This is a genomic window from uncultured Methanobrevibacter sp. (assembly GCF_946184425.1).
Lineage (GTDB): Archaea > Methanobacteriota > Methanobacteria > Methanobacteriales > Methanobacteriaceae > Methanocatella.
This window is the reverse complement of record NZ_CAMHFP010000009.1, coordinates 37,929-63,563: the sequence shown is the minus strand read 5'-3', so window position 1 is coordinate 63,563 and position 25,635 is coordinate 37,929. Positions and strand designations below refer to the sequence as shown.

The 25,635-nt window shown below is 38.1% G+C and carries 24 protein-coding genes; 17 read left to right on the top strand and 7 right to left on the bottom strand.

The genetic code is table 11. The features are described 5' to 3' along the window. The 4 genes from Q0P94_RS03235 to galU form a co-directional block, all read left to right on the top strand. The coding region (locus tag Q0P94_RS03235; protein WP_295113746.1) for a glycosyltransferase family 2 protein at positions 1-452 on the top strand (452 nt) is incomplete at its 5' end. Continuing rightward, positions 385-642, top strand: coding sequence for a GT-D fold domain-containing glycosyltransferase (locus Q0P94_RS03230; RefSeq protein WP_367270196.1), 258 nt, complete (start codon positions 385-387; stop codon positions 640-642). The genes Q0P94_RS03235 and Q0P94_RS03230, both read left to right, overlap by 68 nt. A gap of 206 nt (positions 643-848) precedes the next feature. Then, positions 849-1,649: an acyltransferase gene (locus Q0P94_RS03225; RefSeq protein WP_295113744.1), complete on the top strand. Its 801-nt coding sequence runs from the start codon at positions 849-851 to the stop codon at positions 1,647-1,649. A 7-nt stretch (positions 1,650-1,656) separates the two neighbouring features. Beyond that, on the top strand, positions 1,657-2,496 hold the full coding sequence (gene galU / locus Q0P94_RS03220; protein WP_295113743.1) for a UTP--glucose-1-phosphate uridylyltransferase GalU: 840 nt from the start codon (positions 1,657-1,659) through the stop codon (positions 2,494-2,496). 233 nt (positions 2,497-2,729) lie between these two features. Here the strand turns inward: galU and Q0P94_RS03215 are convergent, their stop codons facing one another. Then, on the bottom strand, positions 2,730-3,953 hold the full coding sequence (locus Q0P94_RS03215) for a nucleotide sugar dehydrogenase (RefSeq protein WP_295113748.1): 1,224 nt from the start codon (positions 3,951-3,953) through the stop codon (positions 2,730-2,732). Between the two features lie 236 nt (positions 3,954-4,189). Between Q0P94_RS03215 and Q0P94_RS03210 the strand changes: the two genes are divergently transcribed. The 8 genes from Q0P94_RS03210 to Q0P94_RS03175 all read left to right on the top strand — a co-directional run bounded on the left by Q0P94_RS03210 (position 4,190) and on the right by Q0P94_RS03175 (position 14,490). Then, positions 4,190-4,351, top strand: a complete 162-nt coding sequence (locus Q0P94_RS03210) for a hypothetical protein (protein ID WP_295113741.1) — start codon at positions 4,190-4,192, stop codon at positions 4,349-4,351. A 90-nt stretch (positions 4,352-4,441) separates the two neighbouring features. Next, positions 4,442-5,197: a hypothetical protein gene (locus Q0P94_RS03205; RefSeq protein ID WP_295113739.1), complete on the top strand. Its 756-nt coding sequence runs from the start codon at positions 4,442-4,444 to the stop codon at positions 5,195-5,197. 141 nt (positions 5,198-5,338) lie between these two features. Then, a complete protein-coding gene (gene metK / locus Q0P94_RS03200) occupies positions 5,339-6,511 on the top strand; it encodes a methionine adenosyltransferase (RefSeq protein ID WP_295113737.1) in 1,173 nt (390 codons plus the stop codon). Between the two features lie 200 nt (positions 6,512-6,711). Continuing rightward, entirely contained in the window at positions 6,712-8,121 is a 1,410-nt protein-coding gene (locus Q0P94_RS03195; protein WP_295113734.1) for a sodium:alanine symporter family protein, read from the top strand. A 129-nt stretch (positions 8,122-8,250) separates the two neighbouring features. Next, positions 8,251-9,435, top strand: a complete 1,185-nt coding sequence (locus Q0P94_RS03190; RefSeq protein WP_295113732.1) for a coenzyme F420-0:L-glutamate ligase — start codon at positions 8,251-8,253, stop codon at positions 9,433-9,435. Between the two features lie 224 nt (positions 9,436-9,659). Further along, positions 9,660-10,982, top strand: coding sequence for a UDP-glucose/GDP-mannose dehydrogenase family protein (locus Q0P94_RS03185; RefSeq protein ID WP_295113730.1), 1,323 nt, complete (start codon positions 9,660-9,662; stop codon positions 10,980-10,982). Positions 10,983-11,231: 249 nt separating this feature from the next. Then, entirely contained in the window at positions 11,232-13,919 is a 2,688-nt protein-coding gene (locus Q0P94_RS03180) for a CDP-glycerol glycerophosphotransferase family protein (RefSeq protein ID WP_295113728.1), read from the top strand. Positions 13,920-14,199: 280 nt separating this feature from the next. Continuing rightward, positions 14,200-14,490 (top strand): hypothetical protein, encoded by a 291-nt coding sequence (locus Q0P94_RS03175; RefSeq protein WP_295113726.1) that lies wholly within the window; start codon positions 14,200-14,202, stop codon positions 14,488-14,490. Here the strand turns inward: Q0P94_RS03175 and Q0P94_RS03170 are convergent. Further along, positions 14,479-15,039 carry a phosphatase PAP2 family protein gene (locus Q0P94_RS03170; RefSeq protein WP_295113724.1) on the bottom strand — a complete coding sequence of 187 codons (561 nt, stop codon included), beginning with the start codon at positions 15,037-15,039 and terminating at the stop codon, positions 14,479-14,481. The two genes, Q0P94_RS03175 and Q0P94_RS03170, sit on opposite strands and share 12 nt — an antisense overlap. 113 nt (positions 15,040-15,152) lie before the next feature. On the opposite strand from Q0P94_RS03170, the gene mtrA reads away from it, so the two are divergent. Then, the gene (gene mtrA / locus Q0P94_RS03165) at positions 15,153-15,716 is read left to right on the top strand and encodes a tetrahydromethanopterin S-methyltransferase subunit A (RefSeq protein ID WP_295113722.1); all 564 of its coding nucleotides are present in this window, start codon (positions 15,153-15,155) and stop codon (positions 15,714-15,716) included. Between the two features lie 105 nt (positions 15,717-15,821). Here mtrA and Q0P94_RS03160 read toward each other — a convergent pair whose 3' ends face one another. Continuing rightward, complete coding sequence (locus Q0P94_RS03160; protein WP_295113720.1) at positions 15,822-17,660, bottom strand: YhgE/Pip domain-containing protein; 1,839 nt, start codon at positions 17,658-17,660, stop codon at positions 15,822-15,824. A 461-nt stretch (positions 17,661-18,121) separates the two neighbouring features. Between Q0P94_RS03160 and Q0P94_RS03155 the strand changes: the two genes are divergently transcribed. The 4 genes from Q0P94_RS03155 to Q0P94_RS03140 are packed head-to-tail and all read left to right on the top strand — an operon-like array spanning position 18,122 to position 21,154. Continuing rightward, complete coding sequence (locus Q0P94_RS03155; protein WP_295113718.1) at positions 18,122-18,484, top strand: hypothetical protein; 363 nt, start codon at positions 18,122-18,124, stop codon at positions 18,482-18,484. A 21-nt stretch (positions 18,485-18,505) separates the two neighbouring features. Then, positions 18,506-18,898 (top strand): hypothetical protein, encoded by a 393-nt coding sequence (locus tag Q0P94_RS03150; protein ID WP_295113716.1) that lies wholly within the window; start codon positions 18,506-18,508, stop codon positions 18,896-18,898. Between the two features lie 38 nt (positions 18,899-18,936). Then, complete coding sequence (locus tag Q0P94_RS03145) at positions 18,937-19,503, top strand: restriction endonuclease subunit S (protein WP_295113715.1); 567 nt, start codon at positions 18,937-18,939, stop codon at positions 19,501-19,503. Further along, entirely contained in the window at positions 19,496-21,154 is a 1,659-nt protein-coding gene (locus Q0P94_RS03140) for an N-6 DNA methylase (protein WP_295113713.1), read from the top strand. Before Q0P94_RS03145 ends, Q0P94_RS03140 begins: the two co-directional genes overlap by 8 nt. Before the next feature lie 3 nt (positions 21,155-21,157). Here Q0P94_RS03140 and Q0P94_RS03135 read toward each other — a convergent pair whose 3' ends face one another. From Q0P94_RS03135 to hemC, 4 genes are all read right to left on the bottom strand, one after another. Beyond that, positions 21,158-23,098, bottom strand: a complete 1,941-nt coding sequence (locus Q0P94_RS03135) for a cation:proton antiporter (protein ID WP_295113711.1) — start codon at positions 23,096-23,098, stop codon at positions 21,158-21,160. A 69-nt stretch (positions 23,099-23,167) separates the two neighbouring features. Further along, a complete protein-coding gene (locus Q0P94_RS03130; RefSeq protein WP_295113709.1) occupies positions 23,168-23,779 on the bottom strand; it encodes an orotate phosphoribosyltransferase-like protein in 612 nt (203 codons plus the stop codon). Positions 23,780-23,788: 9 nt separating this feature from the next. Further along, the gene (locus tag Q0P94_RS03125; RefSeq protein WP_295113707.1) at positions 23,789-24,745 is read right to left on the bottom strand and encodes a Gfo/Idh/MocA family protein; all 957 of its coding nucleotides are present in this window, start codon (positions 24,743-24,745) and stop codon (positions 23,789-23,791) included. A gap of 14 nt (positions 24,746-24,759) precedes the next feature. Further along, positions 24,760-25,629 (bottom strand): hydroxymethylbilane synthase, encoded by an 870-nt coding sequence (hemC, locus tag Q0P94_RS03120; protein ID WP_295113705.1) that lies wholly within the window; start codon positions 25,627-25,629, stop codon positions 24,760-24,762. Between the last annotated feature and the right edge of the window lie 6 nt (positions 25,630-25,635).

Sequence of the window (25,635 nt, the reverse complement as noted above, 5' to 3'; positions counted from 1 at the left end):
ATAATGTTGAAAAGTATATTAAAAGAGCTTTTAATTCTTTATTAACTCAAACAATCGGTTTTGAAAATTTGGAAATTATTTTCATTGATGATAATTCAACTGATAGTTGTCCGGAAATCATTAAAGAATATGCTGATAAATATGAAAATGTAAAGGCATTTTTTTTAGATGAAAATAGTGGTTATGCAGGAAAACCTCGAAATGTGGGTCTGACCCATGCAACAAAAGAATTTGTAATGTTTTTAGATCCTGATGATTATTTCATGGATGATGCATGTGAGACATTATACCATCATATTGCTTTTGATGATCTTGATGTTGTCTGTGGTGTTCACAGTGATGGTGAAAGTGTTCCCGAGTGGATTTTATTAAACGTGTTAACAGATTGTCAGAAACCCTGGGATATTATTTTTAATAGCTCTTGGCCCCACTGCAACAGTTCTATCTTATGATTTAGCTGAAGAAGGATATTATGCATTGGATATCGGACATCTTGATATTGAATATGAATGGTTTTTAAGAAAAGCCACTAAAAAAATTGCTATTGAAAATAAATGGATAAATGAAGTTCCTGAAAATACAATTACTGAAACTTTTTATGATGAGGATTATTTTAATCAGATTGACTGCATTATTAAATGAGTTTTTATTAGTTTTGAGTTAATAAAGATATTGCCTTTTCAGGAGTGATAAGGACAAAATATTTTAATCTCCACTTAAAAAAACATTTCCCGAATAAGAAAATTGTATAGTGCATCAACACAACCGGATGCATTTCCATTTAATAATACCCCGTATAGGTTAAATTTAAATAATTTCTGAAAGTAAATTAAATTAAGGTGAAAAACTTGCAGATTACAAATCCGAATGAACTCCTTGAACTTAAAGACAATGAATTTCAAGGCGAACTTCCAAAGCTTACAAACTCACAAATCAATTTCAGGGGAAAAAACAACATCCTGATATGTGAGGAAAATGTCCATCTGTGGAACTCAAGAATAGATTTCAACCTGGACAATTCCATATTGTACCTTTCAAGTAGCATCCATGACTATTCTGTCAATATATCACTTCACAACGACAATGTATGCTATATAGGAAAGAACAATTTTTTCAACGGAAAAACAATATTCGTTTTGTCAGAGTCAAAAAACATAGTTTTGGGCGATGATTGCCTGATTTCATATAATGTTGTCTTCAGGGTCTCCGACGGCCATCCGATATACAATAAAAATTCAAAGGAGCGAATGAACTATGCCCGAAGCATATATGCAGGAGACCATGTATGGTTCGGCCAGAATGCAATGATTTTCAAGGGTTCCAGAATAGGTTCGGGTTCCATCATCGGAGCGGGTTCGGTCGTTTCAAACAAAACCATCCCTTCAAATACTACCTATGGCGGTGCTCCCTTAAAGTTAATAAGACAAGATTCATTCTGGATTCCCCATTCCGTCCATGAATGGTCGCAGGAGGACATTGAAAAGATGTCCCATTATGACAAGGACCTGTTTATTTACGAAAATGATGAAAAGACATTGGATTTGGACAGTGTGGAGCGTGAGCTCAACAGTTCGGATATGGAGGATGTCCTTACATACATCTGGTCAAATCTCTTAATGCCAAACAAAAACAGATTCTATTTAAAGTAGGTGAATTATGAAAGCTATTATTCCGGCAGCAGGTTTAGGTACAAGATTACTACCTGCCACTAAAGCACAACCAAAAGAAATGCTGCCTGTCTATGACAAGCCGACAATCCATTATGTTATTGAAGAGGCTCTTCAGTCAGGAGTTGATGACATTATTGTCATAACGGGCAGAAACAAAAGATCAATTGAAGATTATTTTGACAAATCATATGAACTAGAATATACTCTGCAGAAAGCAGGAAAGGACCGTGATCTTAAAAAAGTCAGAAAAATCACAGACCTTGCAGACATATGCTATGTAAGGCAAAAGGACATGAAAGGCCTGGGGGATGCGATCATGTCTGCAAAAAGGCATGTGGGATCAGAACCTTTCGTTGTTTTATTGGGTGATTCAATCACTAAAGGTCCGCTATGCACCAAAAAACTGCTGGAAGTATTTGACAAATATCAAAAGTCAACAATTTCAATTCGGGAAGTTCCAAACGAGCATGTCAACAAGTACGGTATCGTCAGCGGAACTGAAATCGATGAAAACATTTATAAAATCAACAATCTCATTGAAAAGCCTGAAATAGGTCAGTCACCGACAAACCTCGCAATAACTGGAAGATATGTCCTGACACCTGACATTTTCGATAAGATTGAAGAAACAGAACCCGGCTTCAATGACGAAATCCAGCTTACAGATGCAATCTCAAAGCTTGATGACATCTATGGCGTCAAATACGAAGGTAAGGTCTTCAACATCGAAAACCGACGAGAATGGCTCAAATCATCAATCGAGTTTGCACTGGATGATGATGAGTTTAAAAACGATTTGATTGGTTATATGAAAACATTCATTTAAATCAAAATCTTTTTTTATTTTTTTTCATATACATTTCTTTTACATTTTACTCTTTTTCAGCATATTGCTATCATTAACTCACTTTATGAATAAATTATTTTTATATTTAAACTAAAATGTAGTTAAATAATTGGGTGTTTTTTGAAGTAAATGCCTGTTGAATTTTTTGGCGAATTTGCAAAATAAAAAAAGAAAAATAGAAGTGCTTCAAAAACACTTTTTTTTTTAAAAAATCAGTCTCTTCTGAAAAGATCTCTGGTATAAACTTTATCTGAAACATCTCCAAGGATGTCTGAATCAAAACGGTTTGCCAGAATCACATCACTTTCACTTTTAAAGCGGTCAATGTCATTTACAACTTCAGATTTGAAAAATTCGCTTCCGTCATCAAGTGTAGGCTCATATATGATTATTGGAATTCCTTCCGCTTTAATGCGTTTCATGACATCCTGTATTGCAGAGGCACGGAAATTGTCGCTGCTGCTTTTCATGGTAAGGCGGTAAACACCAACTGTTTTAGGTTCTCTGGCAATGATTTCATCTGCAATGAATTCCTTTCTAACGGAATTGGAGTCGACAACGGCCTTTATCATGGTCTGTGGCACATCCTTGTAGTTTGCAAGCAGCTGTTTTGTATCCTTTGGAAGACAGTATCCTCCGTATCCGAATGACGGGTTGTTGTAGTGCCTGCCTATGCGAGGATCCATGCACACTCCGTCAATAATCATCTGTGTGTCAAGGCCTTTGGTCTGGGCATAGGTGTCAAGCTCGTTGAAGTAGCTCACCCTCACTGCAAGATATGTATTTGCAAAAAGCTTTATTGCTTCCGCTTCTGTTAAATGCGCAAGTAAAATCGGAATGTCCTGTTCGGCTAAACCCGCTCTTTTCTCCTCCAGTCTTGCACCTTCGAGAAGAAGGTCTGCAAACATCTGCCCTTCAGCTTTCTGGTCATCATCGCATCCCACAACAATCCTGCTTGGATGGAGATTGTCGTAAAGCGCCTTTGATTCACGAAGGAACTCCGGGCTGAATATTATATTTTTAATTCCGTACTTTTCCCGCACGGATTCGGTATATCCCACAGGTATTGTTGATTTTATGACCATAAGGACATCCGGATTGACCTTAAGTGTCCACTCGATTGCATCCTCAACCGCTGATGTGTCAAAGAAATGGTTGACATCATCGTAGTTTGTCGGTGTGGCAATGATTACAAGCTCGCCACTCCTGTATGCAGATTCCTTATCTGTTGTTGTGTGAAGGTTCAGTTTTCTTTCGCCGTCTCTTGCTTCTTTAAAAAATCTTTCTATCTCATCATCCTGGATAGGGCTTATGAATTCATTCAGCATTTTCGCTTTTGACGGGGTTGTTGTAATTGCTGTAACTTCATGGTTTTGAGCGAGCAGAACAGCAAGGGAAAGCCCCACATATCCTACTCCTGCAACTGTAATTTTCATTTTAAATTTACTCATAGTTGTAATATTTATTTAATCAATAGTTATTGACTTCAACATTAATGAATGTTTTTGTCGATTGGATATTTGAAAATAACTTTTTGAGATTATTTTTCAAAATAAAACTCAATAAGTGAGCAGTATTATGCAAGCAAGCACTTGCAGTCGGAAATATTTTAAATAAGGTTTTACAGACTATGAAATAACTTTTATGAAAAAATTATTGGAGGTTTCGTAATATGAATATGTCAGATACACTCAAAGGTATTATGGATGTTTTGAACAATCCTGTAGTTGAACCCTACTCAATTGAAAAAGTCAACGGCAAAAACGGCACTGTCGAAAAGATTCACATAATACCGACATGCACAGGAGGCATACCTTATTCCTATGTGCAATAATTTTACTTTTTTTTATTATTCTGTAAGAGTTTACAGCATGATGATTAACTGCAATTTTTAAGGTTTTCAAAATCAGTCAATTTTTCATGTATGTTATATTTAACTTTTATATGCTGTGGCCGATATACATTACATACGATGAATAAAACTGTAAAGATTTTATTTGCTATTCTAATTTTTCTTCTTGTCTTTGCCGTGATATCAACTTTAACACAAGATAATAACTCCGCACTTGATGAATTTACGACAGTTATCGGAAACAATTCCAACGGTACTGTGTACAAAATTGTATGTGGAAACAACTCTTCTTCAGATACTGCAATCGTGATATTGGGGGTTCACAGTCTTGAAAGCGGAATCCACAACGCAACAAACGAATCGATAATGAATTTCACCAAGGACAACGCTCTCAACAGAAAATTCATCGTTTACTTCATAAAGCTCAATTTCAAGGACAGCGGAATGAACACCAGTGACTACGATACAAACAGGCATATGGGTGAGCTTCTGGCAAACAGGTATGTCCTTCCGGATATCGAGAAGTATGATCCGTACGTTGTAGTTGACGTTCATGAGATGGAAAGCTACTGGGAAGACCAGAGATATGTCGGAATCCTTGACAACAATTCAGATGTTGAAAAGGAGTATGCGGCAGAAATCGGGAATAACTTAAGCTATCCTGTGTTTTTAATCAATGGAGGAACTTCGCCGGAATGGGTGACAATACCGATTTCCCAAAAAAATCACAACACAATTCTTTTTGAAACCGCCCAAAGCGACACGCAATACAACAAGACCCTCACCGCACGGGACCTTGTCAGGACAATAGACAGGCTGACAGTCTAGCGAATGTCTGATTTAATTTCCATTCAGATATTATTTTTTTTTCTATTGGGCAAAAAAGTTATAACATTTAAATCATTTCCGAAATTCTTTTATTAAATGATTTACATAAATACATTCAGTTAAACATATTTTGGTGAAAAAATGAGTGAAGTTTATAGAACATTTACATCTGAGTCAGTAACCCAGGGACACCCTGACAAAGTTGCAGACATCATTTCAGATGCAATATTGGACGCTTACATGGAACAGGATCCAAATTCACACGTTGCATGCGAAACCTGTGTGACAACTGATTTCTGTATGGTATTTGGGGAAATCACATCTGATGCTGTTTTGGAAGATGATGACATTGAAAAAATCATAAGGGACACAATCATTGAAATTGGATATGATAACCCTGACCTGAAATTCGACGGTCACAAATGTGAAGTGGTAAACAGGCTCCATGCACAATCCCAGGACATCAACCAAGGTGTTGACAGGGGAGATGAGGAAACCGGAGCAGGAGATCAGGGTATGATGTTCGGTTTTGCAACCAATGAAACCGAATCACTTATGCCGTTTCCAATTGACCTTGCAAGAAAACTCACAAACAAATTGACTGAACTTAGGGAATCTGGAGAAATCCCATATCTCAGACCTGATGGAAAAGCGCAGGTATCAGTCAATTATGATGAGGATGGAAATGTCCTTTCACTCGATGCAGTCGTACTGTCAACCCAGCATGATGAAAGCGTTTCAGACAATCAGGAAAAACTGAAAGAAGACATCAGAGAAAAACTCTTCAAGGCCGTCATTCCCGAAGGACTGATGACAGAAAACACCAAAGAGCACATCAACCCAACTGGCAAATTCGAAATCGGAGGACCTCATGGGGACGCTGGTCTTACCGGACGTAAAATCATCGTTGATACCTATGGTGGATATGCAAGGCACGGTGGCGGAGCATTTTCCGGAAAAGACTGCACCAAAGTGGACAGAAGTGCATGTTATATGGCAAGATACATTGCTAAAAACATAGTTGCAAGCGGGCTTGCTGAAAAATGTGAAATACAGCTGTCATATGCTATCGGTGTGGCTGAACCTACTTCCGTTATGGTAGATACCTTCGGAACCGGTGCTGATATAGGTGATAAGTCTTTTGAAGAGATTGTACGTGAAAACTTCAAGCTGACTCCTGACGGAATAATAGAAACCTTAAAGTTAAGGGACACACGTTACAAACAGACTGCCAAATACGGCCACTTCGGAATTGATTCACTTCCATGGGAGCAAACCGATAAAGCTGATGATCTGGCAAAATATATTCAATAAGTATTGCTTTTTGGGCAATATTTTTTTACTCTTTTTTTTTTAAACATTTTCTATACATTATTATACTATGAATGACAAATATTTATTCTATGTGTTCATTTTAATTAATTTTTATACTTTAAATCTGTGAAATTAAACATTTTTCAAAAAATATTGATAATACTGCTTATAAATGAACAATTAATTTTAAAGGTAGAATTATGTTGGATATAGTTAATATTTTAAATCAGATTGACGATGTCATGTACTTTCCTATTTTAATCATAGTCATGGTGGTGGCGGGGTTGTATTTCACTGCCCGAACCAGGGGAGTGCAAATCAGACTTTTTCCGGAATCAGTACGACTTCTTTTGGAGCCTTCAGATGACGATTCGGTATCATCGCTTCAGGCTATGCTTGTATCAACCGCTTCACGGGTTGGAACAGGAAACATAATCGGTGTGTCAACTGCATTGTGTATCGGTGGACCTGGAGCATGCTTCTGGATGTGGCTTTTGTGTATAATAGGGGCTTCATCAGCATTCATTGAAAGTACTCTTGCCCAGATTTATAAAAGAAAGGACTCCGATGGCAATTTCTTTGGAGGTCCGGCTCATTATATCGAGCAGGGTCTGAACATGCCGAAGCTTGCCGCATTATTTTCAATATTCCTGATTGCCACATATGCTGTAGGGTTCAACCTTTTGTGTTCATACAACCTCCAGTCAACATTCATGGATTATTCATTCTATAATGCCACAACACCGGTTATCATAGGCGCAATTCTTGCAATTCTCACAGGATACTGCCTGCTTGGAGGGGGCAAAAGAATAGTTAAAATTACAGGTACTGTCGTTCCGTTTATGGGAATATCCTATGTGATCGTGGCTCTTATTGTAATTCTTGTAAACTTCCAGAACATACCTGGAATGTTTGTCCTAATATTCCAGGATGCATTCAATTTCCAGGCAATCCTTGGAGCAGGTGTAGGATCATGTCTGGTTTTAGGAATCAAGAGGGGGCTATTTTCAAATGAGGCGGGTGTAGGTTCAGCACCTAACGCATCAGCATCAGCAAACGTAACACACCCTGCAAAACAGGGGCTTGTACAGACACTGTCAGTATATATTGACACTTTGCTTTTGTGTACTGCAACAGCATTAATGTGTCTTTCAACAGGCGTTGTAAGGGACGTTTCAGTTTCAGGAGCTCCATATGTGCAGAATGCAATCGCAAGCGTTTTCGGCTCAATCGGTCCGATATTCATCACTGTTGCAATGGTTCTTTTTGCATTCACAACACTTATCGGAAATCTCTATTATGTTGACAATGCGCTGATTTATTTGAACCGAAAGAGAAAACCTTCAAAAAGGTTCATGAACATATTCTACATTTGCGCAACAGTAATCGTTTTTGTAGGTGCTATCATACCTATGGATGCCGCATGGGCAATGGCGGACATCACTATGGGAGGAATGACTCTCATTAACCTTCCTGTATGTGTGCTTTTAGGTAAATTTGCCCTTGACTGTCTGAAGGATTATGAACGTCAGAAAAAAGAGGGAAAGAATCCTGAATTCAAGGCAAAAACAGTTGGATTAGCGGAAGGTGAGGTGGACTGCTGGCAATGAGTTTTCCGACAGAATTTTTAAGGATGTATGTTAATCTTAACTTTTATATATGTTGAAAAATATAAAGATAATAGGTTTTTTTGAAGATTATTCAAAAAGATTTTCATTTTTATTTGAGGAGTATCGAATATGAGATGTGTTGGCACAGTTGTGCGTGGTATAAGAACACCAATTATTAAGGAAAATGATGATTTGGCAACTATTGTGGTTGATTCCCTGATGGCTGCAAAGGAAGCTGAAGGATTTGAATTTAAAGACAAGGACGTTGTCGCAATAACTGAAGCTGTTGTCGGAATTTCAGAAGGTAACTATGTAACCGTTGATGATGTGGCTGAAGACTTGCAGAACAAGTTCCCGTCCAAAAGCATCGGAGTTGTAAATCCGATTTTAAGCAGAAACAGATTCTCCATTGTGCTTAAAGGTATTGCAAGAGGAATGGATAAGATTACTCTTTTAACTTCTTTTCCGTCAGATGAGGTTGGAAACGGAATTCTTGATGAAAGAATACTTGATGAAAGCGAGTTCAATCTTGCAAGCGTGATTTCAGAAGAGGAATATAAGGAAACCTTCGGCTCATGGATTCATCCGTTCACCGGAATCAACATGGTCGAATTCTACCGTGAACTGATTGAAAGCGAAGACTGTGAAGTGGAATTTGTATTTTCAAATGACATCAAAACAATTCTTGATTACACAAATGATGTCCTCACCTGTGACATCCACACAAGAGAAAAGTCCACAAAGCTTTTAAAGGATTTGGGCGCAAACGTCTACGGAATGCATCAGGTATTGGCCGAACCTGTTGGCGATTCAGGATACAATCCTGACTACGGACTTTTAGGTTCAAACAAGGCAACCGAAGAGAAATTGAAACTCTTCCCGAAAACAGGAGACAAACTTGTTCGTGAAGTTCAAAAAAGGCTTATTGACATCACAGGAAAACAGATTGAAGTAATGGTTTACGGTGACGGCGCATTCAAGGATCCTGTTGGAAAAATCTGGGAGCTTGCAGACCCTGTGGTTTCACCTGCACACACTGACGGACTTGTCGGAACACCTAATGAAATCAAACTGAAATACGTTTCAGACAACAAGTTTGCCGATTTGAAAGGCGATGAGCTTAAAGAGGCAATCAAGGATGAAATCAAAAACAAGGACAAGGATCTGACCGGTCAGATGATTACCGAAGGAACCACTCCAAGAAGATTAACTGATTTAATCGGATCATTATGCGATTTGACAAGCGGTTCCGGAGATAAGGGAACACCTGTTGTATTTATTCAAGGATACTTTGATAATTTAGCAAATGACTAAATTATCTTAACTTATTTTTTTCATTTATTTTATTTAATACTGTTTTTATTTTGCAATATTGCTTTAAATTTTAAAAAAGAATTTAATAAAATCTTATAAAATGTTAAATCAAAACTTTTTGCAGCTATCTTATAATATTTAATCTTTTTTCTCTGTAAAATTTAATACCTTTAAATATCTTCAAAACCTAATATTAAGTATTATTAAATTATTTTGTGATTATTATGAATATTACTGTTATCGGAACAGGTTATGTTGGACTTGTAACAGGCGCATGCTTTTCCAAAATGGGAAACAGAGTGTACTGCGTAGACATTGACGAGGCAAAAATCGAAGGACTTAAAAAGGGAATCCTTCCAATTTTCGAACCCCATCTGGGCACAATGGTCATAAACGGCCAGGAAAAGGGAGATCTGATTTTCACAACAGATATCCAGGAAGCTCTCGACAATACTGACATTGTTTTTATAGCTGTCGGAACTCCTATGGCTGAAGATGGAAGCGCAAATTTGGAATATATCTTTTCAGCAGCTTCAGACATTGCAAACAACATCACAAAGGATTCACTTGTTGTCATCAAGTCAACAGTTCCAATAGGCACAGGATTCAAGGTAAAGGACCACATCAACAAAATTCTGAAAGAGAAAAATTCAGATGTGCACATAGAAATTGCATCCAATCCCGAATTTTTAAAGGAAGGACGGGCAATTGAAGATTGCATGAGTCCAGATCGGATAGTGCTTGGGGCCGAAAAGGAAGAAGTCTTCGACACTTTAAAGGAACTTTACTCTCCCTTTGTAATCAACAGGGACAGATTTGTTTTGATGGATGTCAAATCATCTGAGATGACAAAATACGTTGCAAACGCAATGCTTGCAACCAAAATTTCATTCATGAACGAAATAGCAAACATTTGCGAGGTCACAGGTGCTGACGTTCAAAAGGTAAGGATGGGAATAGGGTCTGACAAAAGGATAGGATATCATTTCATATATGCAGGATGCGGATATGGGGGAAGCTGCTTTCCAAAGGATGTGCAGGCTTTAATCAATACAGCACAGACACACGGATACGAACCGGAAATACTCTCCCATGTGGAGCTTGTAAACAAAAGGCAGAAACTTGTTCTGGTTGACAAGGTCACAAAAAGATTCGGAGAAGACCTCTCAGGCAGGACATTTGCCATCTGGGGACTTGCATTCAAGCCAGGAACCGACGATGTGAGGGAGGCGACTTCACTGGTTGTTGCAGAGGAGCTGATAAAAAGAGGTGCCAAAATTCAGGCCTATGATTCTCAGGCAACCGAAGAGTTCAAAAGGGCAATTCCAGATGAATGTCTTTCGCAAATCACTTTCACGCAAAACAGGTATGATGCTGTTGAAAAGGCGGATGCACTTATTCTGATAACCGAATGGAAGGAATTCAGAACACCTGACTGGCAGTATCTTTCAGAAAAACTTAATCAGTCCATAATTTTTGATGGAAGAAACATATATGATAAAAAAATCAGGAAGTATGGCTTTGAACTGTATCAGATAGGATGTTAGGAAATATTTTCATTTCCTACCCTCATGATATCAGATTATGATTTTGCCAATTTTAATTTGAAGTGCACAAAATACTTTTAAATTGTACTTTTTTTGTAATTATGTTAAGAATGTGTATAATTTTTCTTGCCCATTTTTATTTTTTTTACAATATAACTCGATTAAAGTTCTTTATTTCATTTATAATTCAAAATGCTATTGATTTATATAATATGTAATACTAACATATAAGTTATAGGAGGCGAAAATTTGGCGTTTAAATTTTGTGTTGTGATGACTGCATACAATAGTGAAAACTATCTTTCAGTAGCTATTGAGTCAATAATCAACCAAAGCCTTGATTTTAAAAGAAACATCCAGATTATCATAATCGATGATGCAAGCAATGACCATACGCCAGATATTGCCCATTATTATCAGAATAAATATCCTGAAAACATTTTTGTTTTAAGCAACACAGAAAACCATGGTCCTGCATATTCAAGAAACCGTGGTCTCGGTCATGTACAGGCAGAATTCGTCAATTTCCTTGACAGTGATGATTTCATAACTGAATATGCATTCAACCAGGCACTGAACCTGTTTAAAAAGCATGATGAAATCGACATCGTTTCCATGCCAATCTATTACTTTGGCGCACGAAGGGGAGGTCATTCCCTAAATTACAAATACGATCAAACTCAGGTAATCAATCTGGATGAAAATCCGGAGTACATCCAGCTTTCGGGAGCATCATCTTTTTTCAGATTTTCAGCATTGAAAAACTACAGTTTCAACGAGGATTTGAGGGTTTCAGAAGATCCCCTTTTGATAAACCAGATGCTTCTGGACAATCCAAACATCGGATTTCTTGACGGCTGCGCATACTATTACAGAAAGCACATTAACCAGAAATCTTTAATAGGCAACTCAACAAACAACAAGTCCTATTTCACCTCAAGGGTTGACAACTACTTTTTAAAGCTTCTTGACTGTGCTCTTAAAAAGCGCGCCGAAGTTCCGAAATTCATCCAGCATGTGCTCATGTATGATCTGCAGTGGATTTTTGAAATCAGGCATGTCAGCCATCTTCTAAACAGCGAGGAAGTCATGGTGCTTTATGCCAAACTGATTAAGATACTTTCATTCATAGACACTGATGTAATCATTTTCCAGAAGTCAATTCCGGGAATATTAAAAACTCACATCCTGCTTTTGAAAAAGTATGACGTCAGATACCTTTCAGATAAAAATGACGTTGGAAACGACAAGTGCACACACATAGAGGAGCTTGATTTGGATAAAATCAACATAGACATCTGCCAAATCGAAAACGACAGGTTATACATTATGGGATACTTCACAACTTTCACTATGGAGCCGAACATTCAGGTGAGAATAAATGACTCAAGGACAATGCCCGTAACTCTCATAAGCTTTCCTCAAAGGGATAATTTTTCCCTCAATTTCAACTACGGTTTCAACCATAACTTTGAGGTATCCATTCCGATTGAGGAGAACATGAAAATAGAGTTCAAAATAGATCATCACAAGCTTATTCCCGAATACTCACACATATCAAGGCTTTCCAAGGTGTCAAAGTACATGCTTTCCGACAGATACATTGTTCAGGACATGGACAATCATATCATGATTCTTCCAAGAAAAACTTCAATCATCTTCAAAAATGAGATAAGGACAATGAGAAGAATTCTAACAAAACGTGAGGAGGGCTGGAGAACAGGTGTGCTTTTAAGATTTTTATATTTCTTCTTCTATCCTGCATACAAGGACCGGCACATATGGATTTTCATGGACCTGCCGTACCGCGCTGATGACAATGCATTCCAGCTTTTCAAATATGCGGTTGAGGCAAACGACAAGGATATAAACAAGTATTTTGCAATCTCAAAGCATGACTATGAAGTGCAGGATGTAGAGATAATGGCAAACAAGTACCGTTCAAGTTCAAAAATGTTTAAAATCAGAAGACTTTTGGGACTTGGAAACCCTAGCAGCGAATACCAGAAGGTTGCGGATATAGGATTTGACATTCCCTACAGATCCATTCGCCACAGACTCTATGCACTATTTGCAGAAGTGATAATTTCATCAAATCCCGACAATAACATAATATATCCGTTCTGGGGAAATTTCCCGTTCCTTTCAGGTCTTGTAAAGTCAAAGACAGTATTCCTTCAGCACGGAGTTACCAAAGATGACACATCATCATGGCTCAACAAGTACGACAAGAACCTTGACATGATTGTGACAGTTTCAGACAAGGAACGCCAGTCATTCATTGATAATGACTATGGATATCCTAAGGATTCCATAGAGGTTTTAGGTTTTCCAAGGTTTGACAAGCTGGAAAAACTGGAAGATGAAAAGGAAATAGTAGTAATGCCGACATGGAGGAGGCACTATACAAACCTGAGCGATGAGAACTTCTCAAAAACCACATTCTTCCATGCATTCAATAATCTCCTCAACGATACTGAGCTTATAGACTTCCTGAATTCCCAGGGATATAAGATGGTGTTCAAGCCCCATCCGAACATCTACAAGTTCATCCACCTGTTTGACAGAAACAGTGATGTGGAATTCATTGAAGATGATTATTCCGAAATTTTCAACCACTCTTCACTTTTGATTACAGATTATTCCAGCGTATTTTTCGATTTCGCATACATCGAAAAGCCGCTCATCTATTATCAGTACGGCAATGATTATCATTTCGATGTTGAGTCCGGATACTTTGATTATGAGACAATGGGATTCGGTCCTGTTGCACACACTCACGAAGAGCTTAAAAACGACATTATATCATATGTCCTCAATGGCTGCGAAATGGAAGACATTTATAAAGAACGTGTAAATGATTTCTTTAAGTTCCGGGACAAAAACAATTCAAAAAGGGTCTATGAAGCCATTCGCGAAATGGAATTCAATCGTTAATTTTGTTAATTAAATAACTTAATTTAGTTTATTTATATGTATATTTTTAGGAAATAATTTTAGCCATGATTTCGTGCCTCTGATTAGAGGAGGATATGTTATCCTTAAATTTGCTGAAGACTATAAGTATCTTGGTTCAGCATTTAAAATTACTTTCTAGGAATTTATTTCTCTGGAATTCTTTTTTTTACTACTTTTAACCCTCATAAAGTTACAAAATATTTAAATATACTTCAAAGATAATTAATATTAACTACTCTATTATGAAGGGGATCAGATTATGTATGTAAAAGAAGTTTTAGATGATTTAGGAATTCGTATAAAAGTACCTCAGCATTGGAATTCAACTGACATCGGACCGGAATTCGAAGAGCCAAAACTTGTCCGCAATGATGATATAATAAAAATAGAAGCCGAAAGCGGAGAAAATACAAAAGTCATTGTAATTGATGTAAATGACGGAATGAGTGTTGTCACAAGATTTGCCGACGGAAAGGTCATAGGCGTCAAGTATCTGGACAACAAGGACGATTTCGAATACATCGGAAAACCGTCAGAATTATACTTTTAAAAACTTCCATGCCAAAACACCACATACCATCCCTATCACCGAACCGGTTAAGACATCTAGCGGGAAGTGCATTCCTATATAGATTCTTGAAAATGCAATCACCACAAAAAACAGAACAGCTATTACATTGACCAGATTATACTTTTTAAAATACTCTTTTGACCTGAGGATTATGACTGATACAACAGCAGCGCTAGTGGCTGAATGGCCGGACGGAAATGAGTTCGGATCTTCAATGGACATGCCTCCAAAGGGTGCCGGCAGATTCACATGGTCAAGAATCATGAAGGGCCTTGGAGCATGGAATGCCAGCTTTAGGCAGGACACTATCATAACCATCAGAATCAGTGCCCCTGCAATTGTTTTGACAAGACCGTAATATCTTTTTGAGCTGAAGATGTCAAAACGTGTGATGATTAACAATGCCGCAATGAAAATGCCCATGAATGTAAACCCTCCAAGATGGGTAAAATTAGGCAGCACTGCATTAAATGCAGGATTTGCAAGGTCATTGTTTATGAAATAGAAAATCTGAGTATTTAAATCCATATATCTATATTCGTCAATCTGGTTAATACTTCTTACCCATTAAAAGTTACAAAACCTTTAAATACATTTTAAAATATATCCATCTTTATAGAATTATATGGAGGAATATCAAGATGGCTGATAAAAAAGCTCCTGCAGATGGTTGGCCAGTAATAAGTGGGGACTATATTGTAGGAGACCCGGAAAGTCCAGTAGCTGTTACAACTCTCGCTTCTCACATTGAAGCCGAATTGAGTGGAGCTGCAATTGCCGGACCATGTAAAACAGAAAACTTAGGAATCGAAAAGGTTGTTGCAAACATCATATCAAATCCAAACATCAGATTTCTGATTTTGGCAGGTGCTGAAGTACAGGGCCACATCACAGGTCAGAGCTTCAAGGCGCTTCATGAAAACGGTGCTGATCCTGACAAAAAGAAAATCATTGGCGCAACTGGTGCTATTCCTTTCGTTGAAAACGTACCTCTTGACGGTGTTGAACGCTTCCAGCAGCAACTGGAAATTGTTGATTTAATCGATACTGAAGACATCGGTGCAATTCAGTCAAAAATCAATGAATGTGTTGAAAAGGATCCTGGTGCGCTAGAAGCTGATCCGATTGTCATGGAAGTCGATGAAGAAAATGAAAAGATGGTTATTGTTGATAAAAAGAAAAAGGATAAAAAAGCTGAAGCTTAAATCTTTTTTTCTTACTTTTTTTATATGATAAACGTTTTCAGATTAAGATTATCATTGCTTCTTCTGTAATTCAAAAAAAAAATAGAATGAAAGCCGAGGCTTTCATTAAAATATTCCAGTTTTTTCTAAACGCTCTTCAATGTAGTGACTTTTATCGTCTGCCTTTTCCTTGATAATAACTGAAACAATGATGGTTGCTATAATCATTGCAGCAAGTATTATCAATGCTGGAAGGTAATTTGCCCAGACCACTCCAAGAAGTGATTCCCTTATAATGTTTATGGCATAGGTCATAGGCAGGTACGGGTAGAGGACTTTGAAAAACGGATCCATAATTTCAATAGGATAAATTCCTCCTGTACCGGATATCTGAAGCACCAGAAGGATTACTCCTATTCCCTTTCCGATCTGACCCAATGAAGATACTAGGGAGTATATCAATAGCATAAATGCTGTTGACACCAGCACGCATGAAAATACGAAGAGTGCAGGATTGTCCACTTTAATTCCAAGCAGGTATATTCCGGTAAGTGTGACTATACACTGCAGTATGCTCATTATCACGAATAGTGACTGTTTTCCGAAATACATCTCCAACGGGGAGTATTTTGTTCCGGAACTGTTTCCCGGTCTGATCATAACGCAGGTAATTACTGCACCTACCCACATTGAAAGGACAATATAGAATGGTGCAACGTTTGATCCGTAGTTTTCAACAGGATAGACTTCCTCTCTGTTTAGCTTGACTGGTGAGAAGAAATAGTCTCCAACCATACTTTCATTTACTCCGGTCACTTCAGACAATGTCCCTGCCGCTCCTGAAAGGGAGCTGGCTGCTGTAATTAATGCCTGTGCTGCGGAGTTGGATAAAAGTTCAGAACCTGCTGCAAGACTTAATGCCCCTTTTGCAAGTTCGTCAGTTCCGCTTGCAAGTTCACTTGCACCTCCTGCAACACCGGATGCTCCGTTTGCAAGTTCGGATGATTTTTTGGCAAGTTCGACAGAACCGTCAGCCAATGCACTTGAACCTCCTGCCAATTTGGAACTTGCATTTGCAAGGCCTTTTGACCCTTCAACAACCTGTTTAACAGGTCCGTCAGGCAATTGGGATGTGTCGACTGCTGAATCAAGCTGTGCAGCTGATTTTTGAACTTGTGATGAACCGGTTTTGATTTCACTTGCAGAGCTTGACACTTGGCTTGCACCACTGTCAATCGCCTGTGCGCCCTGACTTACCTGACTTGCTCCGTCATTCAGTTTGTTTGCACCATTGCTGATGCTTGCGGCTCCTGATGAAAGTTCACTTGCGCCTGCAGATACCTGACCAGCACCGCTTTGCAGCTGTCCTGCTCCTGAACTCATGGCACCGGCACCTGCTGCAAGGCCTGACTGCAATTCTCCAAGCTTGCCGTAAGCTGCAAGGTTAATGAATTCAACAATTTTTGCATTCATTGTATTATACACTGCCTTGGAACCGCTGTCGGTCAACTTATTTGCCACAGGATTGGCTTTGATGTTCACGACATACTGAAGTTCGGCTGAATGAGGATTGTCTGATGTAATTGAGATGACATTTTCACTCATATTTTTGGGTATTATTATTCCTGCATAATATTTTCCCGAATCAACTCCGTCCCGTAGTTCCTTTTCGGTTACAAATACCCAGTTAAAGTCATCATTGTCCTTCAGCTCCTTTACAAGTTCGTTGCCTACATTCAATCTCTGGCCTTCGTAGGATGATCCGTTATCAAGGTTGGCTATTGCAAAGTCAATATCTCCTGTATTTTCATAAGGGTCCCAACAGGCCTGTATATTCAAAAGAGCGTAAAGTGAAGGCAGAATTATAATTGCAATGATTACTATCATCGCAATAGGGCTTTTGCTAATGTTTTTAAAGTCTGTCTTCATTATTTCAAAGATATTTCTGATATCTCTTCCACTCATTTTTTCATCTTTAACTAATTATTTTTATAATGTCAAGGAAGTTCCGGTATATAATGTTTCTGGATAATCTGTTTTGTTTTTCTGATTTGACCAAAAGAATTTCTGACATTTTTAAAAACATTGTTTCAACTTCCTTGATGTAATTTTGTTTATACATGCATTTAAATGATTGTATGATTTTTCACTGAATAATTTTTTTGAACTTTTTTAAAAAAGATAAATTTTATATAATATATCGTATATATTCTTATTTGCACAAGGAATATTTTGTATTTTTAAAAAAAATATTTTACAAAAACAATAACTTTATATATTATGAGAGCATATGTATATGTGCGGATGTGTACTTTTACCAAAAAGTACACGGAAATATTATGTATATTTCCAAAAAAGATATCATCATTGTTCACATGTTTTATCTTTTAAGGTGGACATCAAAAAAATTATAGGATATGATAATTATGTATGAATTAGCAAAAAACTCTCAAATTGTAATCAACTGGTCTGAAAAAGTAAAAAACCTTGATGAGAATATCCGTCGCGAAATCGGAATCGAAGGTGAAAACGAGGCGAAGCACATTTTGATTAAGGTTCAAACCAAATCAGCAGAATCAATCGAACCTGCATTCATTGTCTCAGAGGATGACACATTTCTTGACCTTTTTGTTCTCTCACCTCAGGGCTCAGGCATAACCTCAACAGCCGTTTTGAAATCCAATATTCAAAGTGTGGGTGTAATCGGTGGGGTGTCTGCTGAGAAAATGGATGCCTCTGAAATTTCAGAGGATGCAGAATATGATGATCTTGGAGGTTTATACCAATAAACCCCATTTTTTGAGGATATCATGAAAAGAAGATTCAAACCAGGAAAAAGGCACAGGAATAATGCGTATTATGATAGGGAACTGCTTTTGAACAAGAAAATCAGACAGTTTCAAAACGATTATTACAATCTCTCCAATCCACCTCTTCCTGAGGAATACAGGAAAATGGATATATTGAGAAGGGACATCAAGTACCTTCTTCGATGTCAGGAACATTTGGTGTGGAAAAAATCATTCAACCGCAAGCATGCTTATTTCGACCAGCTCACCCTATTCAAGTCAATGTATATGTTGTGGAAAAGGAAAACCTTTTTCACCTACATCGAAGAATATCATAACGTACCTCACCACATTGCCCTTTGGGCGAAGACAATTGGTGCAACTTTGGTTCCAGAAAGGGTTTTTGGGACCTGATTTTAATATTTACAATCATAACTAACTAGAGGCAAAACATGAACAGGATAAAACTCGCAGACATTGCGGATGTAATCTCCGGAATGTCATATAGGAGATATCGGGATGAAAATGAAATGGAATATAATGTTGTTGTCCAGAGATCCATCAAAAAAGATGGGGTGCTGGATGATTTTGAAAAGATGAGGCTAAAAATGCCACGGCCTCGCTATTTCACAAGGCCAGGAGACATTCTGATGAAGATGCCGTATCCTTATGATGTTGTTTGTGTTAGCCAAAAGAACCTTGTCGTAAGCGACAGGATAGCCATCATCAGACTCACAGAAAACCACAATCCCTCATTCATTGCTCATCTTCTAACTAATGCCCATATAAAAAAACAGCTGTATGAGCTCGGAAGTACAGAAAAAATACCTCACACTTCACTTGGCCAAATCAAGGAACTGGAACTGGTATTGCCAGACAGAAAAACACAGGACATGTGCGCCGAGCTGTTGGATACAATAAACGAAAAGATTTCCAAGGATTTGGAAATGCTTGAATATGACAGAAATCTGAAAGAAGGTGTTCTTAATGAAATCTGGGAGCGTGAAGTAAATGATTAAAACAAAATCCAATAATCGAGCTATTCTTTCAGGGATGATGAGGAAATCCAGAAGGGGAAATTTGCCTTCAAACGTGAACTATCTGTTTTTATATGGATTTCTATACAAGTTCATGTCAGACAGACTCAAAAATTTCATGCTTAAAAAAACAGGTGAAACAGACATCAGACGGGTTTATTCCAATTTGGAGAGAGTATATGAGCTCCGGAAGATGTGCCTGGATGAGATGGGCTATTTCATCGAATCCGATTTTGCATTCATGGATCAGTATATTGACAACAACATAATTGAAGCCCTTGCGGGACCTGAATTTTACAAAATCCTTAAGGACCACATTACATTTTCCGATGGCAATCAGTCTGAAAAATACTTCAACAGGATATTTGAAATTCTCCAGAAGCAATATGGATCATTTTCATTGACCAGAGATGATGAGCTGAATCTCTTTGTAAGTAATTTCATGTATACCATTTCAAAATTGAACATTGATGAAAACAGTTTCACATTCAGACAGGTATATGATGCATTTGCATCTTCAAGACAGATTCATATTCCAAACACTCCGGAATACATCTCAAACATCATAACCTCCATTGTCGAATCCCAATTGCCGTCTGCTTCATCAGTTTATGATCCGTTCATGGGGGATTCATCAATTCTTTTCAATCTTGCGGAAAATATGCATGTTGGAAATATTGTTGGTAAGGAAAGCCGGGGAATAGGTTATTTTTACTCTGTTATAAAGGCTTTCATCCATGAAGTAAATTTAAATCGGATATTTTTCTTCAATGAGGATGCTATCAGCTCAATGTCTGTGAGGGACAGGACATTTGATGTAATAGTATCGAAGATTCCAACCCGCTTTCCAGCAATATCAAAAAGAAGAAAACAAAGCCTTGAAGCACCATCACCTAAAAATGTCAGTAATGAAAGGCTGCTTTCAAATGTTGATATGGACAGAATAAGCGATGACAAGGAAGCAATGGAAGCATTGGAATTTTTGCAAAACCGCATCGTTGAGCTGAAAAAAAGAGAAATGATTCATTTTTCAGGTGAATATGAAAGTCTCAAAGACAGTGAGTTTCTGTTTTTAATCAACATGATTAATTCCCTTGATGGGGATGGGGTGATGGTGGTGTCCCTTTCACAGAACTTCCTTTTCAAGAATTCACTGACCCTTTTGAGAAAGTTCCTGACTTATGAAAACAACTACATAGATGCAATCATTTCACTTCCCGAAGAGCTTGGAAGGTCTGTAAGGCCTGAAGTGATTATAGTATTCAGGAAAAACAAACAAAGTGGTGATATTGTATTTATAGACCTTTCAAAGGAATATGGAACGGTTCCTTCCAGAAATGCAACAGGCGGACTTTTGAGGCGCAATCTGATTTTGGACAATGCCACTACATCCAAGATTATAGATGTTCTTAATAACCGAAAAACCATAGAAAAATTCTCGAATGTGGTTAGGTTAGATGAACTTAAGGGAACAGACTTCAACCTGACGGTTTCAAGATATGTTGATACGTATGAAGGGGAGTTCATAAGGCTTGCAGACCTGAAGATGAGCAAGACAGACATGGAATATGGGATGGCCAAGCTCAACGATAAGATAGATAATCTGCTTCATGAATTGGACATGTATTTTTAGGTTTCAGATTGAGTCAAAGAACTTGTTGATGTTTTCCCTGTGTCCGACAAAAACAATAAGGTCGTCTTCAAGGAATTTGAATCCTTTTGTCACGTCTATGAATGTGTCCTTTCCTCGAATTACTCCTGTTACTGTAAGACTGTTCTGCTTGAACGGAAGGTCTTCGATATGGACATCTTCAGATACTCTCAGAGAGTCAACTTCCAAATCTGTGTATTTGTAGTTTAGATATGTAGATATATCTTCTGAAGTTACGTTACGGAATGCATCATAGTTGTTAGATCGAAGATCGTTAACAGCATTTGTAATGTCATCGACATCCTTGTTATAATAATCCATGATTCTTGTAAACATCATGATACTTGTTTCGAACTCCTTCGGAATTACCTCATCAGCACCTGCCTCTATGACATCATCAATGTTTTTGAGATACTTTGTACGGACAATGATATGAATGTCGGGATTAAGTCTGCGGGCAGCATCGATTGTTTTGATGGTTTCATCATAAGTTGAAGCGGATATGACTATGCACAAAGCAGAGGTAATGCCCAGTTCCTTAAGCACGCTTTCGTTTGATGCCTTACCGTATATGACTGGAAGTCCCAATGCCTGCTGGTTTTCAACGATAACAGGATTCATATCCACGATGCGGTATGGGATGTTGAACTTCTTGCATGCACTTGCCATGTGCTTTCCGTTACGTCCTAGACCGACCAGTATAACATGATCCCTGATTTCCTGCGGGTCCTCTATTTCTTCAGGCAGTGTCAAAAGCTCATCGTCAATGCTGAAGTAGTCGATGCGTGTAAAGAGCTCGGTGATTTTTGGAGTAAGCTTTTCCAGAAATGGTGTTGCAGACATGGTAAGGATGCTCACGCCCAGAAATACGCTGAAAAACTCATTGGTCATAAGGCCATAATTCATACCTTCACTTGCTAAAACAAAGGAAAATTCTCCGATTTGACTTAATAATAATGCAATGCTCACCATTACTTTTGTAGGCAATTTTAAGACTGTTCCAGTAATCATTGTTGCTGCGAAGTTAATTACTAGAATAGCTGCAGTAAGGGCTATGATGATGCCTATATTTGCTAAAAAGAGATGCAGGTTAACCATAAGCCCGATACTTATGAAAAATATGCTCATGAACACGTCCTGGAACGGCTGAATGTATCCGAGAGTCTGGTGGGAGTAGTCAGTATTTGAAATCAGAAGTCCTGCAATGAATGCTCCAAGTTCAGGTCCTATTCCGATAAGGCTGGTTCCGAATGTTGTTCCCATACAGATGAAAAGTGTCAAAAGCAGAAAGAGGTCTCTGTTTTTTGTCTTTGCAGCATCCTTCAGCGCAAGAGGGATGAACCATTTTGCTCCTACATACAGAAGTATTATCAGACCGATTACTTTAACCGCAACTGACGGCAGGCTGTTTAGGGCAAGTTCCTCTCCACCCAAAAGAGGTGTTATCAGTATCACGATAATAACTGCAATGTCCTGAAATATCAGAATACCTAGTGTTACCCTTCCCTGAACTGAGTGGGTGATGTGCCTTTGCTGCATTATCTTCATCACGATAGCGGTACTTGAAAAAGCCACCAGAAATCCGAAAAATAGTGCTGAGTTTAATGGCAATCTCAGTATGAGTCCCAGACATGTTATCAAAACTGTGGTTAGGCATACCTGAAGGAGACCTCCAATCAGTGCGTAATGCCTTATTGCTGAGAACTTCTCTGCGGAAAACTCAAGACCTATGATAAAAAGCAGGAATATTACTCCCAGTTCGGAAACGGTTGAAATCAGGGTTGTGTCATTGATTGCATGACCAATCACTATTCCCGTAATGAAAAGCCCAATCATTGTCGGCAGCTTAAGTTTGTTGAAAATCAGTAATACTATTACTGCAGTAATGAGAATTACTGACATGTTTCCAAGTAGTGCTAAGTCCATATTATTCCTTTTATTGATGGTAAAATTATGTTACTTTAAAAAAATTTTAAAAAAATATAAGTAGACTGGTTAGATTCTACTTACTTTGATTAATGATTCTACAGGAATTCCTTCGATTTCGGAAAGACCTGCTTTGTCAATTAAAACGACTACACAGAGAGGTTCTCCACCTAAATCCTTTACTGTGTGGATAACTTCACGGGCTGTTTTTCCGCTTGTGATGACATCGTCGACAATGACGACCTTCTTGCCTTCGACTGTTCCGAAGTTGGTACTTATGGTTCCTTCGTCATCGCTGTCATCTGTGTCTTTTCTGTGTTTGTGAGGGTGGAAGATTGCAAGTGAAGTGTCAAGGCCTGTCATATCTTCCAATAGGTCAGACATCATTGTAGCAAATGGAATTCCACTCACTGCAATGCCGCAAATAACATCAGCTTCACCATGAGTCAATGTCATGTCACTTAATGCGCTGGAAACATATCTTAAACGTGCCGCATTTCCTCCAATACTTTTCCAGTTGATTGCAAAGTCTGTTGGGGCTTCTGTTTTTACTTCAGCCGCCTTTTGAAGGGTCAGCCATCTTGCAGTATCCATGCTCACATTTAGTTCATCTGCAATTTCACCGGTAGTAAATCCATGCTGTCTGAGTTCTTGAGCTTTTTGAATTAATTTTTGTTTCACGTATCTCACCTATTCAAGTTCATTTAAGCTAATCGGTCTATGTTCTTTGGATGATCTGTTAGCTGCGATAACCATTTTAAGAGCTTTAAGTCCATCTTCACCAGTTATCTCAGGTTCTTTTTCTTCAACAACTGAATTGAGGAATGATTTTAATTCACCTTTTAGAGGTTCTTCATGTTTGATTTCAATATCTTGAGCAAATTTACCGTAAACTTCTATGCTTTGCTGGATGTAGTCTACAGAAATGATTCCTGCTGTTCCGGTAAGTTCCAGTTCTCTACGTTTGTATGGGGTTAACCAGTTCACTTCGATGATTCCTGTTGATTCGTTGTCGAAACTTACCATGATTTCTGCGTGGTCTTCAAATTCGCTGTCATCAAAGCTGCTGTTCATTGTTCCGTAAACTTGGGTAATGTCCTCTTCAAAAAGATAGTTCATAATGTCCAAATCGTGAATAGCTAAGTCGATTGATACACCAACGTCCTTTATTCTTGGTGGTAATGGTCCTACTCTTTTTGCAAAAGCGGATACTATGTCTCCAATTACTCCATCATCAATAAGCTCTTTAGCTTTTTGAACTGCTGGATTAAATCTTTCCACATGTCCTGTTGCAAGTGTTACTCCCGCCTCTTTTGCAGCGGCAATCATTTCTTCAGCTTCGCTCAATGTAAATGCAATTGGCTTTTCAACCAAAACATGTTTCTTGTGTTTTATTGCTTCCATTACAACGGCATGGTGGAATGTGGTTGGTACACAAACACTCACTACTTCAATTTCTGGATTTGAGAGTAATTCACAATAATCGGTGTAACCTTTCGCACCATATTTTTTCTCTATTTTTTTAAGTGCTCTTTCGCTAACATCAGAAACCGCAATTAAATTTGCTTCTTCCATTTTATGGTATACACGAACATGGTTTTCACCCATTGCTCCGACTCCAATTACTCCTACGTTTACAGTTCTCAATTCAATTCCTCCGTTTAAACATAATCCTCGAAAAGTTTTCCGATGCGTTTACCAAGTTCAACAGCATCTTTGATGGAACCCTTTTCGCTTTGCTCTTTAAGGATTTCGCCATCCTTAGCTAATAATATTGAATAAATATTAAATTCTTTATCGTTCATTCGTGCTATCGCTCCGATAGGCCATTGACATCCAACGCCTAACTCTTCAAGCACCATTTTTTCTGAAAGCACTTCCTGCATTGAAACATAATCATTCAGTTTGGAAATCTTGTCCTTAACATCAGAGTCTTTTCTGGTAATTATTGCCAAAGCTCCCTGTCCTGCAGGAGGAGTGATGTAGTTAAGCGGAAATACAGTTTTGATGTATTTTGTCAGGTTTAACCTTTTCAGTCCTGCCTCAGCCATTAGGGTAGCATCAAGGTCGGTTTCAAACACCTTGTTGATTCTGGTTTCAATGTTTCCTCTGATTGGCATAAGTTCAAATTCCTTGTGATAATGGTTGCAGAATGCTTCTCTTCTAAGGCTGCTGGTACCGAGTTTTGAACCTGGTTCCAATTCATCCCAGCCTTTTTCAGAAATTAATGCTTCATGTGGGGATTCACGTTTTGGAACGGCTACAATTTCCAAATCTTCATCAAGTTCTGTAGGTAAATCCTTAAAACTGTGGACAGTAAAATCAACTTCCTCTTCAAGCAGTGCAATATCCAATTCTTTGGTAAAAAGACCTTTTGAATCCATATTGTATAATTGTGAAGATGTGATTTTATCTCCTTTTGTTTTTATGATTTCCACGTCAATAGGTTCTTTGGTTAACTTTGATAAGTCTGCACATACCTGTCTGGTTTGCGCCAAAGCCAATTGACTGCCTCTAGTTCCAACTATCATTTATTA

What these genes read in the sequence shown, in the direction of transcription:
- galU (WP_295113743.1), top strand. Translation starts at nt 1,657, where the DNA reads ATGAAAGCTATTATTCCGGCAGCAGGTTTAGGTACAAGATTACTACCT.
- Q0P94_RS03215 (WP_295113748.1), bottom strand. Translation starts at nt 3,953, where the DNA reads ATGAAAATTACAGTTGCAGGAGTAGGATATGTGGGGCTTTCCCTTGCT.
- Q0P94_RS03210 (WP_295113741.1), top strand. Translation starts at nt 4,190, where the DNA reads ATGAATATGTCAGATACACTCAAAGGTATTATGGATGTTTTGAACAAT.
- Q0P94_RS03205 (WP_295113739.1), top strand. Translation starts at nt 4,442, where the DNA reads ATGTTATATTTAACTTTTATATGCTGTGGCCGATATACATTACATACG.
- metK (WP_295113737.1), top strand. Translation starts at nt 5,339, where the DNA reads ATGAGTGAAGTTTATAGAACATTTACATCTGAGTCAGTAACCCAGGGA.
- Q0P94_RS03195 (WP_295113734.1), top strand. Translation starts at nt 6,712, where the DNA reads ATGTTGGATATAGTTAATATTTTAAATCAGATTGACGATGTCATGTAC.
- Q0P94_RS03190 (WP_295113732.1), top strand. Translation starts at nt 8,251, where the DNA reads ATGAGATGTGTTGGCACAGTTGTGCGTGGTATAAGAACACCAATTATT.
- Q0P94_RS03185 (WP_295113730.1), top strand. Translation starts at nt 9,660, where the DNA reads ATGAATATTACTGTTATCGGAACAGGTTATGTTGGACTTGTAACAGGC.
- Q0P94_RS03175 (WP_295113726.1), top strand. Translation starts at nt 14,200, where the DNA reads ATGTATGTAAAAGAAGTTTTAGATGATTTAGGAATTCGTATAAAAGTA.
- Q0P94_RS03170 (WP_295113724.1), bottom strand. Translation starts at nt 15,039, where the DNA reads ATGGATTTAAATACTCAGATTTTCTATTTCATAAACAATGACCTTGCA.
- mtrA (WP_295113722.1), top strand. Translation starts at nt 15,153, where the DNA reads ATGGCTGATAAAAAAGCTCCTGCAGATGGTTGGCCAGTAATAAGTGGG.
- Q0P94_RS03160 (WP_295113720.1), bottom strand. Translation starts at nt 17,660, where the DNA reads ATGAGTGGAAGAGATATCAGAAATATCTTTGAAATAATGAAGACAGAC.
- Q0P94_RS03155 (WP_295113718.1), top strand. Translation starts at nt 18,122, where the DNA reads ATGTATGAATTAGCAAAAAACTCTCAAATTGTAATCAACTGGTCTGAA.
- Q0P94_RS03150 (WP_295113716.1), top strand. Translation starts at nt 18,506, where the DNA reads ATGAAAAGAAGATTCAAACCAGGAAAAAGGCACAGGAATAATGCGTAT.
- Q0P94_RS03145 (WP_295113715.1), top strand. Translation starts at nt 18,937, where the DNA reads ATGAACAGGATAAAACTCGCAGACATTGCGGATGTAATCTCCGGAATG.
- Q0P94_RS03140 (WP_295113713.1), top strand. Translation starts at nt 19,496, where the DNA reads ATGATTAAAACAAAATCCAATAATCGAGCTATTCTTTCAGGGATGATG.
- Q0P94_RS03135 (WP_295113711.1), bottom strand. Translation starts at nt 23,098, where the DNA reads ATGGACTTAGCACTACTTGGAAACATGTCAGTAATTCTCATTACTGCA.
- hemC (WP_295113705.1), bottom strand. Translation starts at nt 25,629, where the DNA reads ATGATAGTTGGAACTAGAGGCAGTCAATTGGCTTTGGCGCAAACCAGA.